At 38.1% G+C, this 17,247-nt stretch carries 16 protein-coding genes and 1 tRNA gene; 9 read left to right on the top strand and 8 right to left on the bottom strand.

Annotated elements, in window-relative coordinates; genetic code table 11:
- Positions 1–77 precede the first annotated feature (77 nt).
- Positions 78–2,525, bottom strand: a complete 2,448-nt coding sequence (locus tag BMY50_RS24160; protein WP_093330543.1) for a glycoside hydrolase family 31 protein — start codon at positions 2,523–2,525, stop codon at positions 78–80.
- A 412-nt stretch (positions 2,526–2,937) separates the two neighbouring features.
- Here BMY50_RS24160 and hisG point away from each other — a divergent pair, with 412 nt between their 5' ends.
- The 9 genes from hisG (at position 2,938) to BMY50_RS24115 (ending at position 11,402) form a co-directional block, all read left to right on the top strand.
- On the top strand, positions 2,938–3,789 hold the full coding sequence (hisG, locus tag BMY50_RS24155) for an ATP phosphoribosyltransferase (RefSeq protein ID WP_093330539.1): 852 nt from the start codon (positions 2,938–2,940) through the stop codon (positions 3,787–3,789).
- A gap of 129 nt (positions 3,790–3,918) precedes the next feature.
- Positions 3,919–5,223, top strand: a complete 1,305-nt coding sequence (hisD, locus tag BMY50_RS24150; protein WP_093330536.1) for a histidinol dehydrogenase — start codon at positions 3,919–3,921, stop codon at positions 5,221–5,223.
- Positions 5,224–5,287: 64 nt separating this feature from the next.
- Positions 5,288–6,343 (top strand): histidinol-phosphate transaminase, encoded by a 1,056-nt coding sequence (hisC, locus tag BMY50_RS24145; protein WP_093330533.1) that lies wholly within the window; start codon positions 5,288–5,290, stop codon positions 6,341–6,343.
- Between the two features lie 119 nt (positions 6,344–6,462).
- Positions 6,463–7,608: a bifunctional histidinol-phosphatase/imidazoleglycerol-phosphate dehydratase HisB gene (hisB, locus tag BMY50_RS24140; RefSeq protein ID WP_093330529.1), complete on the top strand. Its 1,146-nt coding sequence runs from the start codon at positions 6,463–6,465 to the stop codon at positions 7,606–7,608.
- Between the two features lie 123 nt (positions 7,609–7,731).
- Entirely contained in the window at positions 7,732–8,322 is a 591-nt protein-coding gene (hisH, locus tag BMY50_RS24135) for an imidazole glycerol phosphate synthase subunit HisH (RefSeq protein ID WP_093330526.1), read from the top strand.
- Positions 8,323–8,337: 15 nt separating this feature from the next.
- Positions 8,338–9,087, top strand: a complete 750-nt coding sequence (locus tag BMY50_RS24130; RefSeq protein WP_093330521.1) for a 1-(5-phosphoribosyl)-5-[(5-phosphoribosylamino)methylideneamino]imidazole-4-carboxamide isomerase — start codon at positions 8,338–8,340, stop codon at positions 9,085–9,087.
- Positions 9,057–9,857 carry an imidazole glycerol phosphate synthase subunit HisF gene (gene hisF, locus BMY50_RS24125; RefSeq protein WP_093330518.1) on the top strand — a complete coding sequence of 267 codons (801 nt, stop codon included), beginning with the start codon at positions 9,057–9,059 and terminating at the stop codon, positions 9,855–9,857. Before BMY50_RS24130 ends, hisF begins: the two co-directional genes overlap by 31 nt.
- A 33-nt stretch (positions 9,858–9,890) precedes the next feature.
- Positions 9,891–10,478 (top strand): bifunctional phosphoribosyl-AMP cyclohydrolase/phosphoribosyl-ATP diphosphatase HisIE, encoded by a 588-nt coding sequence (hisIE, locus tag BMY50_RS24120; protein WP_093330513.1) that lies wholly within the window; start codon positions 9,891–9,893, stop codon positions 10,476–10,478.
- A gap of 6 nt (positions 10,479–10,484) precedes the next feature.
- On the top strand, positions 10,485–11,402 hold the full coding sequence (locus tag BMY50_RS24115) for a WD40 repeat domain-containing protein (protein ID WP_093330509.1): 918 nt from the start codon (positions 10,485–10,487) through the stop codon (positions 11,400–11,402).
- A gap of 60 nt (positions 11,403–11,462) precedes the next feature.
- Here the strand turns inward: BMY50_RS24115 and BMY50_RS24110 are convergent, their stop codons facing one another.
- The 7 genes from BMY50_RS24110 to BMY50_RS24080 all read right to left on the bottom strand — a co-directional run bounded on the left by BMY50_RS24110 (position 11,463) and on the right by BMY50_RS24080 (position 17,130).
- Positions 11,463–12,182, bottom strand: a complete 720-nt coding sequence (locus BMY50_RS24110) for a peptidase associated/transthyretin-like domain-containing protein (RefSeq protein ID WP_093330504.1) — start codon at positions 12,180–12,182, stop codon at positions 11,463–11,465.
- Between the two features lie 111 nt (positions 12,183–12,293).
- The gene (locus BMY50_RS24105; protein ID WP_093330500.1) at positions 12,294–14,249 is read right to left on the bottom strand and encodes a M1 family metallopeptidase; all 1,956 of its coding nucleotides are present in this window, start codon (positions 14,247–14,249) and stop codon (positions 12,294–12,296) included.
- A 106-nt stretch (positions 14,250–14,355) separates the two neighbouring features.
- The gene (locus BMY50_RS24100) at positions 14,356–14,700 is read right to left on the bottom strand and encodes a Spx/MgsR family RNA polymerase-binding regulatory protein (RefSeq protein WP_093330496.1); all 345 of its coding nucleotides are present in this window, start codon (positions 14,698–14,700) and stop codon (positions 14,356–14,358) included.
- A gap of 10 nt (positions 14,701–14,710) precedes the next feature.
- Positions 14,711–15,271 carry an aminoacyl-tRNA hydrolase gene (gene pth, locus BMY50_RS24095; RefSeq protein ID WP_093330491.1) on the bottom strand — a complete coding sequence of 187 codons (561 nt, stop codon included), beginning with the start codon at positions 15,269–15,271 and terminating at the stop codon, positions 14,711–14,713.
- A gap of 128 nt (positions 15,272–15,399) precedes the next feature.
- Positions 15,400–15,987, bottom strand: coding sequence for a 50S ribosomal protein L25/general stress protein Ctc (locus tag BMY50_RS24090; RefSeq protein ID WP_093330487.1), 588 nt, complete (start codon positions 15,985–15,987; stop codon positions 15,400–15,402).
- A gap of 51 nt (positions 15,988–16,038) precedes the next feature.
- Positions 16,039–16,995 (bottom strand): ribose-phosphate pyrophosphokinase, encoded by a 957-nt coding sequence (locus tag BMY50_RS24085; RefSeq protein ID WP_093330483.1) that lies wholly within the window; start codon positions 16,993–16,995, stop codon positions 16,039–16,041.
- 64 nt (positions 16,996–17,059) lie between these two features.
- Positions 17,060–17,130: transfer RNA gene (locus tag BMY50_RS24080), tRNA-Gln, on the bottom strand.
- Between the last annotated feature and the right edge of the window lie 117 nt (positions 17,131–17,247).

The following is a 17,247-nucleotide window of genomic DNA, read 5'->3' as shown; positions in this document are numbered from 1 at the left end:
TTAGCAATTAGATGATTAGTCTAATTGCCTAATTTCAAGGAGTAAGAAGAAGATCTATTTTGTATCCGTGAACGCCCCTAGTTTACAAGGATATTTCTAAAATCTTTGTTTACTACCACAGTTGGTATATCATTTTCAACAGTAATCGCTATTGAATGATCGTCAGCCATCACTTTATTTATCGAAAACGGAAAACCTATTAAATGAATTTTATAAGTCTCATACCGTTCAGTAAACAACCCATCAACGCTTTGGTTTATAATTAGATTATTTTTATTGCCTTTTACAACAAATTTCTTCTCTAAATAAATTTCCTGCTCATATGCGAATGTATCCCCGTGATCTTCATAAACAAAAGAATTCACCTCTGTGTCAGTATAATAAACTAATAGCTTAAGCACTTCCACCTGTTTTACATCTACATATTGCATTACAGGAAACTCTGGTATTACGGCGCCCGCCCTCACAAAAATTGGCATTTGATCAAGCGGTGTGCTAATATCGTGTTCTTGCCCCCCACTCAACTGTTCGTGACTCCAGTAATTATACCATTGCCCCTTAGGCAGGTATACTCTCTTAGTGAGTTGCCCCGGGTTGACAACGGGCGATACAAGAATTTTATCACCAAAAGAGAACTCTTCCTCTCGAACGATATTACCAAGCTCTTCCTGTTCAATCATGGTAACAGGTCTTAAAATGGGAAAGCCATACTTCGTTTGTTCCCAAAATGCAGCATATATATAAGGCAATAATTTATAACGGAGTTCTATGAATTTTTTGTTAATAGCCTCCAATTCTTCACCAAAACTCCATGGCTCCCGTTCTCGGGTATCACCCGCAGAATGCGCGCGCATGAAGGGAGAAAATACACCAAACTGAATCCACCTTGTAAAGAGTTCGCCATCAGGTTCCCCACTAAAACCTCCGATATCTGTCCCACAGAAAGGCATACCTGACACCGATAATCGCTGCAACTGTAAAACACCTAAACGTAAGTGTTCCCAGGTAGCTACATTATCGCCTGTCCAAACCGAGGCATAGCGCTGTGTACCGGCATAAGCCGATCGTGTGATCGTAAAGGGTCTTTTGCCATGGTTTAGTTTCTTTAAACCATCGTAGGTAGCTCTAACCATCTGCATACCATAAATATTGTGCGCCTTTCGATGTGATCCCCGATAACCATCGTAATTATGCCTTACATCATTCGGAAATGTTCCTCTACCAAATACTGCAGGCTCATTCATATCATTCCAAACGCCGGCAACGCCTACATCAACCAAGCCTTTAAATAAAGTTCCCCACCATTCTCTTGTATCGGGATTGGTAAAATCAGGAAATTGACATCTTCCGGGCCATACGTGTCCTTCCATAAAATAATCATCCCCTCTCCGACAAAAATATTTATTTTCCTTTCCTTCTTTGAAAACCCAATAATTGTCGTCCACCTTAATACCCGGGTCAATAATGACCACTGTTTTAAAACCATTATCTGCCAGCGATTTGATCATCTTTTTTGGATTGGAAAAATAATGTTTATTCCAAGTGAAACATCTATATCCGTCCATATAATCGATATCCAAATAAATAGCATCACAGGGAATATTCCTTTTCCGAAAACCTTCAGCAATTTCAATCACTTTACTTTCCGGATAATAGCTCCACCTACACTGATGAAATCCTAAAGCCCAGAGGGGCGGTAGGTAGTGTGTACCTGTTATACTATGGTAGCGTTTCACAACGTCCATCATATGCGGCCCATGGATATAATAGTATTGTAATTCCCCTCCTTCCGACCAAAAGCTAGTCTGATCATGCACTTCAGAAGCAAAATCAAAGTACGTCTTGAAGGTATTGTCAAAGAAAATACCGTAGGCCTCTCCTCCATTTAACCCGATGTAAAAGGGGATACTTCTATATAAAGGGTCTTGATTAAATGAAAAAGAATAGGTATCCGAATTCCAATTTGTTACCCTTTTCCCTCGTAAATTAAGTTGCGTAGGTTTATCTCCAAGTCCGTAAAAAGACTCACTTTCTGTCGCAACTTTTGTACAATAAACATAGTATCCCCCGAAGTCGGGGTTTTCCTCCCAGTGCATCGGCGAATGATCTCGATTGATGATCTGCCCATCCCTATCTTGGAAAGAAATATGAAAATTTCCTTTATTTACAACACATGTAACCGTATTCGTACTCACACTATAAGTCTCTTCATTCTCTTGGAAAGCATACACCGCTACATGCTGATCCGCATTCGGTACAGCATAAGAAAAATCCTCGAGGAATTGACTATGAGGAGCGAGCCTTACCCGAATAATTTCATCGCTCACAACTTTTACTTCTACCGTTGCCGACCCGTCTGTGAACAAGAAACTATTCTCCTTCTGCATGTAGCTCGTTACTTTCTGAAGATATTTTTTTACAATCTGGGGAAGATCCAGTACTGGGTTATTGACATGCTGTATACCAGCATCTAAAGTATTCTCTTGAATAGCCTCTTCTGTAATTTTATTATTTATATCCGCCATACATTCTCAAACTAGAAGTTTTTATCATGCCAATGTACATTATTTGTATTATGAAAGCAATACTATTAACCATAAATGACAATCTTTGAAACATCTATGGCATCAAGTCTATTTATCCTTTATTTCGTTGCTACAACAAAAACCAGTTTAGCATGAACATTTTTCAATAAAATCATCTTTTTGTTTGCAAAATAAAAACCATATCCTATATTTGTAACGTCTTATTCAAAAAGACAAGTGTCAACAATGATTAAAGTCTTCGCACATCACATACATTTTCATCATCGCCCATGTGGCGATATGTAATTAGTATGTTTCTACGTGAAGCACATCCTCCAGCAAATTTTCTTATTAATCGTATTAATTATTTTAGTAAATACTTGCTAAACTAGAACTTATATAAAAAAACAAGATGTCATCTTTAAAAATTGCCATCCAGAAATCGGGCAGATTAAATGAAAAATCTGTCGAACTTTTAAAAAATTGTGGCTTAACCTTCGAAAATTACAAAAGTTCCCTTATATCCACTGTCTCTAATTTCCCACTGGAAATTCTTTTTCTTAGGGATGATGATATTCCTGAATACGTTCAGGACGGCATTGCAGATATCGGAATCGTAGGAGAAAATGTCATTAATGAAACCGAAGTAGATGTACATTATTTACAACGCTTAGGTTTTGGAAAATGTATGTTGAAAATTGCGGTACCAAACGAGAGCGAACTTAAAAATATTAAGGACCTTGAAGGCAAAGCAATAGCTACATCTTATCCTGTAATTCTGAAAAAATACTTGCAGGAAAACCAGGTAAATGCAACCATTCGTACCATCTCTGGTTCTGTTGAAATCTCACCGGGTTTGGGATTAAGTGATGCCATCTGCGATATCGTATCTACAGGAGGAACGTTAAAGAGTAATGGATTAAAGCCATTTGCTGATGTGCTTGCCTCTGAAGCCATTTTGATCTCTAAAAATGGTATCGAACATAACGGAATCATAAAAGAGCTCATGCAACGCATACAGTCGGTGCTGATGGCAAAAGAGACAAAGTATGTTGTTTTGAATGTTGATCGTACTAATTTAGACACTATCTTATCGTTGTTACCTGGCGTCAAAAGTCCCACCGTTGTACCCTTAGCAGAACACAACTGGGTTGCCGTTCATACCGTTATACAGGAGCGCGATTTTTGGGAGAAAATTAACAAGTTAAAAGCTGCTGGCGCGCAAGGAATTGTTGTAATGCCCGTTGAAAAGGTTATTATATAAAGACGCAAGGTATAAGATACAAGAATCAAGACGCAGATATAACAAAGACAATTGAATATCATTTTAAATGCGAAAATCTTGATACCTGATACTGACATCTTGATACGAGACATTTAATACACTATTAACATGTTAAAAACTTACAGATATAAAGAACTTTCTGGCGAGGATTTAGAAAAGTTGATAACGCGCAATACAGACCCTGCCAATGATATTCAAGAAACGGTAGCGTCTATTATTCAGCAAGTAAAATCTGAAGGAGATAAGGCCCTCATTGAATATGCGGAGAAGTTTGATCGTATAAAATTAAGCAAGTTGTTTTTAGAAGAAGATGAAATAAACACGCTTGCAATGAGTATTGGCAGAGAACAGCAACGGGCACTCGAAATCGCTTTCAATAATATTCATAAATTTCATCAGTACCAGTTAAGAAAAGAGAAGAAAATAGACACTATGCCAGGCGTTACTTGCTGGAGAGAACCAAGGCCGATCGAGCGCGTAGGTTTATATATACCTGGCGGAACGGCCGTTTTGCCTAGCACCTTTCTGATGCTTGGTATCCCTGCTCGTATTGCGGGTTGCAAGGAAATAGTGGTATGCTCCCCGCCACAGGCAAACGGACAGATAAACGGGTACCTTGCCTATTGTGCTTATTTATTGAAAATAAAACGAATTTTTCTTGTAGGTGGGGCGCAGGCTATTGCAGCAATGGCTTATGGTACCGAAAGCGTCACGAAAGTGGATAAAATTTTTGGCCCGGGAAATCAGTATGTCACTAAAGCAAAAACTATTATACAATCTACCACCCAAACAGCCATTGACATGCCCGCTGGCCCGTCTGAAGTGTTGATAATTGCCGACAGCACAAGTAATCCCGACTTCGTCGCTGCTGATTTACTTGCACAAGCCGAACATGGAGTAGATAGTCAAGCAATATTAGTTACTGATAGCCAACAGTTGCTTAGCAATGTAAAAGAGGCCTTAATTAAACAAGTAAACGAGCTTCCACGAAAAGAAATCGCCCTAGCAGCGATCAATAATTCTTACGCAGTTTTATGTGAGGACTTATCGGAAGCCATGTATTTCAGCAATCAATACGCACCTGAACATTTGATTATTTCTACAGACAACTGGCAGGAGTTGACCAATAAAATAATAAATGCAGGGTCGGTATTTTTAGGGCACTTAACACCCGAAAGCGTCGGCGATTATGCTTCAGGAACGAATCATACCTTACCTACCAGTGCCTTCGCAAGATCGTACTCGGGAGTGTCTGTTGATTCTTTCATAAAAAAAATAACTTTCCAGCATATAACAGAAGAAGGGCTGCAACAAATTGGTCATACGGTAGAGACTTTAGCCGCACTTGAAGGCCTTCAAGCGCATAAAAATGCTGTTACGGTGAGAATGAATGGTACTAAAAAAAATCGCTAAGTCTAAGAGGGCTCTCAAATAATTGGGGGCGATACTTAGTAAGCGATAAAAGCTGATTAATAAAATGAATATAAATATCAACAACCTGTTAAGGGAAAATATAAAGAAACTCGTCCCCTACTCGTCCGCACGAGACGAGTTTAAAGGAGAAGCAGCTATACTTTTAGATGCAAATGAAAACGCTTTTGGATCTCCTTTAGCTTCGAATTATAATCGGTACCCTGACCCACTACAACTTAAGCTAAAAAGTAAAATAAGTCAAATAAAAGGTGTTCCAACCAATAGCATCTTTCTGGGTAATGGTAGCGATGAAGCGATTGACATCTTATTTAGAGCATTTTGCAAACCTGGTATTGATAATGTTATCATTGTGCCTCCAACATACGGCATGTATGAAGTCTCGGCGAATATTAACGATATAGCGATAAAGAGGGTGAATCTAACACCAGCTTTTCAGTTAAATTTAGAGGGAATCGCGGAAGCTATAGATGAAAAAACAAAAATAATCTTCATATGCTCGCCTAACAACCCGACCGGAAATTCCATTAATAGAGACGACATAGAGACGGTATTGAGTAATTTTAATGGTTTAGTGATTGTGGATGAGGCCTATATAAATTTTTCTAAGCAGCGATCATTTATACAGGAACTACTTGAATATAACAATTTAGTTGTTTTACAAACCCTTTCCAAAGCATGGGGTTTAGCAGGTTTGCGTATCGGAATGGCATTTGCTTCTCCCGAAATTATCGATATATTCAACAAAATTAAACCCCCTTACAATATTAATGAAGCATCTCAGATATTAGCGTTAGAGGCACTTGAGAATATTGATAAAGTAAACAATTGGATTAAAGAAACCGTCAAGGAACGTGAGTTACTAGACAAGATGCTGCTAGCGCTTCCCTTCGTACAACAGGTATACCCTTCAGATGCCAACTTTTTATTGATGAAAGCAAGCAACCCCAAGGATATCTACAACTATTTGGTTGAATTAGGGATTATTGTACGTGATCGTTCTTCAGTTATCTTATGCGAGAACTGCTTACGGATAACAGTTGGAACACCAGAAGAGAACAAGGAATTGTTAGCCGCTCTTCAGAACTATCAAAAAATTTAAGTGAAGAGGATCATTTTCCAGATAAAACAGCGAGCAAGTAACATTAACAAATTACTCGTAACTTTGCAAAATGATCGTTTTTTTAATCTGATATCCTATTTAGAATTGAATTTAGCTTTATGTTAAAAAAGACTTATAAAAAGCGTTTATTGTTCATCGATCGTGATGGCACCTTAATTCTCGAACCGGCGGACGAACAAATTGACTCCTTTTCAAAATTAAAATTTTATCCCGGAGCCTTACAATACATGCCTAAAATTGCAAAAGAGCTCGACTTTGATTTAGTGTTGGTAAGCAATCAAGATGGCCTTGGAACCGACAGTCATCCAGAAGAAAACTTTTGGCCAGTTCACAATTTTGTCATAGACACCTTTGCTGGCGAGGGAGTACATTTTATAAAAGAACACATAGATCGTACTTTTCCCCATGAAAATGCTGACACCAGAAAACCTGGAATTGGGATGCTTAGTGAATATTTTGACACTGAAAAGTATGATCTCACAAATTCTTATGTGATCGGCGACCGTGTTAATGACGTTCGACTAGCACAAAATCTTGGTGCTAAGGCTATCTGGTTGCGTAATGATGATTCTTTAGGATTAATGGAAAACCTTTCTATAAATGAAGATGTAGTTGCATTGTCAACCACTGAATTTAAGAAAATATATGACTTCTTAAAAGTGGGTACTCGTACGGCTGAGCACCGGAGAGCTACCAATGAAACCGACATCTTTGTTAAGATAAATTTAGATGGGAGTGGCAAGGCTGATATTGAGACGGGAATACCTTTTTTTGATCATATGCTAGATCAGCTTGCCAGACATGGAAACATGGATTTAACGATCCATACAAAAGGAGATTTACATATCGACGAGCACCATACTATTGAAGATACAGCCTTAGCATTGGGAGAAACATTGTTAAAAGCATTGGGCGATAAAAGGGGCATAGAAAGATATGGATTTTGCCTACCGATGGACGATTGTTTGGCACAAGTCGCGATAGATTTTGGAGGTAGGAACTGGTTAGTTTGGGATGCTGAATTTAAAAGAGAAAAAATAGGCGAAATGCCCACAGAGATGTTCATACATTTTTTTAAATCTTTCTCGGATGCATCCAAAAGCAATTTAAACATTAAGGCAGAGGGGCAAAATGAACACCACAAGATTGAAGCGATCTTTAAAGCCTTTGCTAAATCAATAAAAATGGCGGTAAAACGAGATACGGATAATATGCAATTGCCAAGCACTAAGGGGATACTCTAGGAAGTGATAAGTTGTAAGTGATAAGTAATAGGTTGTAAAGTATAGAACCTGCAACGTAAAACTTAGAAACAACAACGTAAAACTTAAAACGTAGAACCTATAACTTAAAACGTACAACATCCTATGATTGGAATTATAAATTACGGAGCTGGAAATATTTTTTCGTTAACCGCTGCTTTAGATCGTATTGGAATAGAATATGCTATGATTAATGAGGAGGGTGACATGGAGAATTACAGCCATATTATTATACCAGGTGTTGGCCATGCCGGCGCGGCCATGCAAAAATTAAAAGCCACGGGCCTCACAAGCAGCATAAAAAAGCTAGAAAAGCCTGTGCTCGGCATTTGTGTTGGCATGCAACTCTTAACGCGTCATTCTGAAGAAGGTGATGCCCATTTACTGAATGTAATGGATATAGAAACACTCCATTTTGCTAATCGCGTAAACTTAAAAGTCCCACACATGGGGTGGAATAAAGTGTCCCCTATGCAGAACAGCAAACTCTTTCAAAACATTGAAAAAGATGCCTACTTTTATTTTGTCCATTCTTATTTTATAGAATATAATCCTACTTTTACACTTGCTTATACTGATTATGGTATAAAATATTCTTCGGCAATACAGTATAATAATTTTTATGGCGTCCAGTTTCATCCGGAAAAATCTGGCAAAGCAGGGGAACAATTATTAAAAAACTTTTGTACAATCTAATTCAAATATAAAATCATGTATATTATTCCAGCAATAGATATATTAGATAAACAGGTAGTCCGCCTTCGAGAAGGAAAATACGACGAGGTGACAACCTATGATATCAATTTAGAGGAAATGATAGAAAAGTATCAATCAAATGGTACGGAATTCGTGCATATCATCGACCTGAATGGAGCTAAGGGTGATTTTACAAATCAACAATACCTATTCAACATCATTCAAAAAACTGACATGAAAGTACAGTATGGTGGTGGCGTACGGAGTATTGAGAAAGTAAAAGAATTAATCGATGCAGGAGTACATCGGGTCATCGTGGGCACACAAGCTATTACTAATCCCGAATTTTTAGATGAGCTAAGTCGTCTATATTGCAATGGCATAAAATGTTCGGATCATATTGTAGTTGCTATTGATGTACTTGATGAAGTAATAAAATATTCAGGATGGATGGAAAGTTCTCCCGTTAAACTCATTGATTATATTGATCGTTGTTTAAATTTAGGGTTCTTTCGATTTTTATGTACGGATATAAATAAAGATGGTAAACTTGGAGGAGCTGGTATTGATCTGTATAAAAAACTGCTAGATCACTCCCCTATCATTAAGCTCATTGCTTCAGGAGGTATAAGTTCTCTAGAAGACATCAAAGCGCTGGATGAACTTCGCATCGAAGCATGTGTTGTTGGAAAAGCGATTTATGAGAATAGAATAAGTATAGAAGAAATAAAAGAATGGAATCTTCGCTCGCTGATCAACTTCTAAATGCAGATATAAATGCTGGTGTCGCCAAGCGAATTATTCCATGTTTGGATGTTAAGGATGGCCGCACAGTAAAAGGTATAAACTTTGTAGATCTAAGAGATGCCGGTGATCCTGTAGAACTTGCATGGCAATATTCAGCGCAAGGAGCAGATGAATTAGTATTTTTAGATATTACTGCTACCCATGAAAAACGCAAGACAACCGTTGAGATGGTAAAAGCAGTAGCAAGGAATGTGAACATACCGTTTACTATTGGTGGTGGAATTCATGAGGTTGCAGATGCTGAAATATTACTTCATTCAGGGGCCGATAAAATATCCATCAACTCTGCTGCGGTAAAAAATCCAGCTCTCATCAACACGTTGGCAAATGCTTTTGGTATTCAATTCGTAGTAGTAGCGGTCGACACGAAGCACATAGATGGAAAAAATTACGTACACTTAAATGGCGGAAGAATAAAAACGGATATCCTTACTGAAGAGTGGATAAAAGAGGCTGAAAGTAGAGGTGCTGGTGAAATCCTGTTAACTTCTATGGATCACGATGGAACAAAAAACGGATTCGATTGCACCTTACTAAAAAAAATCAATCAATCACTGACCATTCCCTTAATTGCATCAGGTGGTGCTGGTAGTAAGCAGCATTTTACAGATGTCTTCTTAGAGGCCAATGTTGACGCGGCACTAGCGGCATCCGTTTTTCATTACGGTGAAATACTGATTCCTGATCTTAAGGATTCACTGCGGGCGAGTGGCATCAAGATTCGATAATAAAACATAAAGCAGAACGATAATTAAACAAGAATGTTAGACTTTAATAAAGGTGCAGGACTTGTACCTGTAATTATCCAAGATCATCAAACGCTCGAAGTACTCATGCTTGGGTATATGAACGAAGAAGCTTGGGAAAAAACCCAGTCTGAAAAAAAAGTAACTTTTTTCTCCCGTTCAAAAAACAGACTTTGGACAAAAGGGGAGGAAAGTGGCAACTATTTAAATGTGGTTAGTATTGACATCGATTGCGATAATGATACTGTTTTAATAAAGGCTTCACCACAAGGCCCCACCTGTCACACCGGCTCCAGGAGCTGTTTTCAAACGGACTATAATCAAAACTTCATTTTCGAGCTCGAACAGATCATTGATGATCGATATATTAATCCTAAAGAAGATTCCTACGTAAACAAGTTGAAGCTAAAAGGAATTAATAAGATAGCTCAAAAAGTGGGTGAAGAAGCTGTAGAAACGGTTATTGCAGCCTTAAAAGAAACAGAAAAAGATTTCGTCAATGAGTCTTCTGATTTATTATTTCATTTGATGGTATTATTAAAGGAAAAAAACATCTCTCTTCAAAGAATAGCCAAAAATCTGGAGGAACGCCATCACAAATAAAAACGGATGAGCAATATCGAAGTTATTAAAAAACATGCTTTAACAGGGCATCAAAATCCCATTTTTGCACTCGAAAGAAATGTAGACTCGACGCTCTTGTTTACTGCTGGTAACGATAAGGGGGTAGTTGAATGGGATTTGATAAAAGGTGAATTTAAACGAGTACTATTGCCTGTAAAAAGCTCTGTTTATTGCCTGCATCGTATAGCAAATAGCTCTTTATTGGCCGTTGGCGAACGGAGCGGCTTGGTTACCATAGTGGATTTTGAAGCTAATAAGGTCGTAGCAAAACTCATACATCACGAAAAACCTGTTTTCGGTATTCAGTCATTTTACTCAAAGCCTGAGTTGATCGTATCTTCCGAAGACGGAACCGTTTCTATATGGAACACACAATCCTTTCAACGGTTGTATAATTTTAGCGTATCGAAAGATACCGTACGCTGTATTGCGCTTAATAAAGAAGAAAATGTATTTGCATTGGGCTCTAAAGACAGTAAAATAAGAATTTTTGATGCAAAAGAATATTCACTAATACATGAAATTGATGAACATAGTGCAGCGATTACTGCTTTGTGTTTTTCGCCTGATACACATCAACTATTAACTGGTGGACGTGATGCGCAATTAAACATTTTTGATCCGATTGATTATCATTTAGTAAAAAACCTTACCGCGCATATGTTTACCGTATACGGCATTGTCTATAACCCCGAATTGCCCATTCTTGCCACTGCCAGCAGAGATAAAAGTATTAAAATATGGCGCGCTGAAGATTATTCCCTACTAAAGAATATAAGCCTTGAGAAGGGTTATCCTGTGCATCGCTTATCAATTAATAATATTTTATGGAGCAGTCGTAACACGTTGATTACCGTAAGCGACGATAAAACGGTGATGGTTTGGGAGATCAATATCACCTAAGCCAATCGTCCCTACCTATGGTGGTGTATCCTTTTTTACACCTCACATTCAAGGAGTAAACTATTTGCTAATCTTTATTTTCTCTTTTGCTGATTGACTCAATTTCTTAAATGCATTATAAGAGTCCATTATATATAAACGCATACGTTCATCATCCGCTTCTTTAACAAAAGCTACTTTTGGCCGATATTTTGCCATAAACAAAGAAAGGTCCTGTCCTTGCAAGGGTGTTAAGCTGGTAACAAGTACTTCAGTAAATTTAGCATCAATGATACGGTTATTACTTTCTTCGTCTAACATCCGGTATTGTCTTCGCGCTTCCCTTGCCTCCCTTCCGAATATTTTAGAAGGAGAAAGACCAATCCCTCCTCCTGACACCGTATTTGCAAATTGTGCTTGCTTTCTCATGCGTTCCTTCTCTTCTGCTAGCTTACTGTTTGTCAGTGCAGTAATATTTACCTCTTTTAATATTCGAGGGTCGTTTATAGACGTTAAATAAACTCTTTTGACGGCAAAGTCAGTCACAACCAAACTATCCGTTCTATATCCAGGATAGGAAAAAGACAAAACGTCATCCTTATTTGCAGAAATGTCGAACGCTCCATTGTTATTGCTTATCACGCTATCCCCCTTGGTTAAATTTTTAACCAAAACCTGTTGAAGCGCTTCGTTACTCTTATACTCCAGCACGAGGCCTTTTAAGCGATCCTGCGCATTGGCAGCAATAGGGTGAGATGCAAATGCTAAAATAACCAAAAAGAAGCAGATAAATCCTTTCATAATATCGTCGTTGATGTCAGTATTATTTAACAAACATAAGTCAAAACTGTTATAAATGCATTAGAAACTTTAAGGCTCTTAATTTTTATTTTGTCATAAATTTAGAACCCATTAATTATTCCAACTATTATTAGATGGATTGATATCAGGGAATATTTTTTCTGGATCAATAACCACCGAGCTTAAGGCCTCTGTTGTTGGAAGGGTGAAGACAAAGGACTTATTTCTCTCCCATATTTCGACGGGCAATTTAATTGTTTCTTTGCCCCCACTCGTCGTTGTCGCTTCCACAATTAAGGGCATAGGCATTTTTTCTAGATTAGCCACCGTAACTATTGCCCCTTTGCTAGGATCCCCGTCTACATATGCCACATTGGTAATGGCTTGGTCTAGTTTCCATGATTGTTGAAACCAAGAACGCCAAAACCAGCTTAAATTTTCGCCTGCAACGTTCTCCATCGTATGAAAGAAATCATAAGGCGTAGGATGCTTATATGCCCAATATTCTATATACTGTTTGAAGGCTCTATCAAAGCGTTCTTCTCCCAAGACCTGCTCACGCAAAATCGTGAGGCCCAATTGTGGTTTCCTGTACGCGAGTGTACCAATGTTCTTCTCTTTCATATTTTGTGGCGATGACATGATCGGCTCCGTGTCGTCCTGAAAATAATCCTGCGCTAAGCGATGTCCATCATATTTCGGGCTCTTGTATTCTCCATTATTAAACTCATTCTTAGAGAGTGAATTTATAAAGCTATTGAATCCTTCATCCATCCATGCATACAAACGTTCATTACTACCCACTATCATTGGAAACCATATATGGCCAAATTCATGATCCGTTACACCCCACAAACCAGCATCTTTTGCTGTACTTTTACAAAATACAATTCCAGGATATTCCATTCCCCCTACAATAGTAGCCACATTTACAGCCACTGGGTAAGGGTAAGAAAACCATTTTTTAGCATAATATTCGATCGATGATTTTGTATATTCAGTTGATCGTTCCCATCCATTATTACCAATGCTTTCAGCAGGATAAGCAGAAATAGCAAGCGATTTCTTACCATCAGGGAGATTTATTCTGGCAGCATCGATCACAAAGCTACTAGAAGCAGCCCAAGCAATATCCCTACTATTATTTAACCGGAACTTCCATGTCAGCTCTTTTTTGCCTTTAGGTCTGGAAGATCCCTTTGTAACTTCTTCGTCCGAACGTATTACAACTGTTTCATCACTACTTCTAGCCTGCTCCCAACGCTTTAATTGTTCAGCGGTGTAAACCTCTTCTGGATTTAACAGCTCACCACCACACACCACCACTTGCTTAGCAGGAGCAGTAATAGCTATCTCGAAATTACCGTATTCTAGGTAAAACTCACCAGGCCCCGTGTAAGGCTGCGCGTTCCAACCTAAAATATCGTCATAAACGGCTACTCTCGGATACCACTGCGCTACGGCAAATATATCGCCATTTTTTGTCGGCAATACACCTGTCCTATCAGCACCATAGCCGGGTATCGTATAGTTATACGTTATCTGTATCTCTGTACTACCTCCTGCTGGATTTAATCCTTGCGGTAAAAACACCTGCATCCGGGTATCATCTATTAAATATTTCAGTTCTTTACCGTCAGCAGATTTAACTGACTCTATTGTATAACCACCTTCGAAAGGTACGTCATGTGAACCATACCGGCTTTTTCCAACAGAGATTGTGCGCATACCGCGACTCTTTTTAGAAAAAAGATTTTGATCCAGCTGAATCCACATAAAATCAAGCTTATCAGGACTGTTATTGGTGTAACTCATCCTAACCTCACCCGAAACCTTCTTTTTCTCGTCATCAAGATGGGCTTTGATTTTATAATCCACCTTATTTTGCCAATATTTTGGCCCGGGCATTCCACTAGCGGATCTATATTCACTACCATTATATGGGTAAAATACAGGCGTAAATGCCTCTTCATAACTGTATTTACTTTGAATGGTATTTTGGGCAAAAAGTTGGGATACGCTTGTAAGCGCCACGATTGAAGAAATCAAGAAATAGTTAGTCCGCATGTGCAAAGAATTATGTGCTATTGTTAGTATCGAGCTAATATAGCATATTATGAGCGCTTTTTAAAAGTACAAGGCCCGAAACGTATGTTTCGGGCCTTTGTAACAACTATTTTAGCTTTTCAATATATTCTTTTTCATCGAAACCTACGATTAAACCTTTTGGTGATTCAATAACCGGTCTTTTTATTACACTCGTTTTCGCTTGCATTAAACTATTCGCGGTTTTCTCATCTTTAATAGCAGCTTTCTCATCATCCGACAAACTTCGCCACGTCGTTCCTTTTTTGTTCACCAACGCTTCCCAGCTAACCTCTTTTTCCCAGCTCTTAAGCGTCACTTCATTTACACCAACTTTCGTAAAATCCTGAAAATCATACGAAATCTGATTTTCTTTTAGCCAATCGAGTGCCTTTTTTACTGTGTTGCAATTCTTTATTCCATATATCTTCATAATATATATTTTACTTATTAAAATTCGTCATAGTTAATTCCAAGCTTGTTGATACAAAACTTTTTATAGCTTCTGTTGAATGCTTAATAAGACCTGGTAATTCCATTTGCTCAGTCTTATCGAAAGCACCCAGAACATAATCAATTTGCCTCCCTTTTGGGTAATCATCACCAATGCCAAACCTCAACCGAGGATATTGCTGTCCACCACATAGTGCTTCAATACTTTTTAAACCATTATGCCCTGCTGCACTCCCTTTAGGTTTTATACGAATACTTCCAAAAGGTATAGCAAGGTCGTCCACAATTACCAACGTATTTTGAAGCGGTATTTTTAGTTCATGTATCCAAAAGTTCACTGCCTTGCCGCTTAAATTCATATAGGTAGTTGGTTTAATCACATGCAATGTTCTTCCTTTATATTTAAACTCTGAATAAAAGGCATATTTTAAAGTAGAATAGTTAGCACCAAACTCTTTCACAAGTTCATCTGCAACCATAAAACCTATGTTATGGCGTGTATCGGCATACTCTTGCCCTATATTACCCAATCCTACAATAAGATATTTCATTTAATCGAATATTTAAATTTAACACCGAAAGATATTCTCAACAAAAATGGGTTTTTAATCCGCATCCTACAACAAAAAAAGCATCCGATGATTTATGTCGGATGCTTTCTTTATAAAAAAATTGAGATCTATTTTTTCCCAGCTTTCGCAGCTTCTTGCTCAGCTTGTTTCAATGCACGTGACATCACAACGGATACAATTGTATCATCTCCATTGTTAAGCACAGCCGCATTTTTAATTTTGATCGCATCAACACGAACCGATTTACCTACCTCTAGTGACTCTAAGCTCACTTCAATTGTTTGAGGTAGATCATTAGGTAAGGCCTTTACGCGAAGTTTACGTAACTTTTGGATTAATTTACCACCCATTTTTACACCTGGTGAAGTACCTGTTAATTCAATAGGTATATTCACAGACACCTCTTTCTTATCATTAAGTGCTAAGAAATCGATGTGAATAATCTGATCCGTTAAAGGATGAAACTGCGATTCCTGAACGATCGCTTGGAATTTTTTTCCACCTAAATCAAGGTCAACGAAATGAACATCTGGCGTATAAACCAAAGATTTCAAATCAGCTGCGGACACAGAAAAGTGGTATTGTTGATCACCACCGTAAAGAACCGCTGGTACTTTCCCAGCATAGCGTAATTCTTTCGCGTCTCTTTTCCCTACGTTCTCTCTTAGAGAACCGCTAATAGCAATTGATTTCATTTTTATTTTTATTTTAAGCTTGCAAAGATAGAAAAAACTATTTACAAACTACTATCTATTTTGGTCGATAATTTTAAATAAATCGCTTATCGATCCGTGTTCATTTATATTAGTAATGGCGCGTGCAAATAAATCAGCGGTAGATAATACTTTTATTTTACTACTATATCCTTTCAAAGGAATAGTGTCTGTTACAATCAACTCGCTTAATGCTGAATTTTCGATTGTTTCATAAGCTTTCCCGGAAAGGACAGGATGTGTACAAACAGCGCGAACACTAGTAGCCCCCTTTTCCATAATTAGAGAAGCAGCTTTGGAAAGCGTGCCAGCCGTATCACAGATATCGTCTATTAGCACGATATCTTGTCCTTCCACATCTCCAATGATCGACATCGATTCAATTTCATTTGCACGTTTGCGTTGCTTATCACATATAACCACTTCCGCATTAAAGTATTTCGCAAACGTTCTTGCACGATAAGAGCCACCCATATCTGGAGATGCAATTGTTAAATTAGGAAGATTAAGCGATTTGATATGCGGAACAAAAATACTGGCGCCATCCAAGTGGTCAACGGGAATATCAAAAAAACCCTGAATTTGCGCAGCATGTAAATCCATCGTCATAATGCGATGTGCACCAGCCGCTGTCAGTAGATTCGCTATCATTTTGGCACCAATGGCAACACGAGGTTTATCTTTGCGATCTTGACGAGCAAAACCAAAGTAAGGTACTACAGCTGTGATATAATGAGCTGAAGCTCGTTTTGCAGCATCAATCATCAACAGTAATTCAAATAAATTATCTGTTGGTTGAAAGGTAGATTGGACTAAAAACACATCACTTCCACGAATGGATTCATTGTAGAAGGGCTGAAATTCGCCATCGCTAAAACGAGATAACGTCATTTCACCCAGTGCTTTCCCATAAGATTTTGAGATTTTGTTTGCCAGTTCCTTGCTACCAGATCCGGCAAATAATTTAACGGTGTTAAATTGCAGAGGCATGAGTGCGGGTTTGGTGTTTAAAAAAATCGGGCCGTTCCTAAACGACCCGAGTCTCTTTTTTTTGTTGCCCGACCAGGATTCGAACCTAGACAAACTGAACCAAAATCAGTTGTACTACCTTTATACTATCGGGCAATCATTTCGTTTATCAGCCATCTGCCGTAAACGGAGTGCAAATATAAAGCGATATTCTAAATACACAAAATATTTTCTTCATTTTTTTTTGTTTTTATAGCACTTTATTGAATATCA

This window comes from Olivibacter domesticus, assembly GCF_900109575.1.
Taxonomy (GTDB): Bacteria; Bacteroidota; Bacteroidia; order Sphingobacteriales; family Sphingobacteriaceae; genus Olivibacter; species Olivibacter domesticus.
This window is presented reverse-complemented; position numbering and strand designations above follow the sequence as displayed.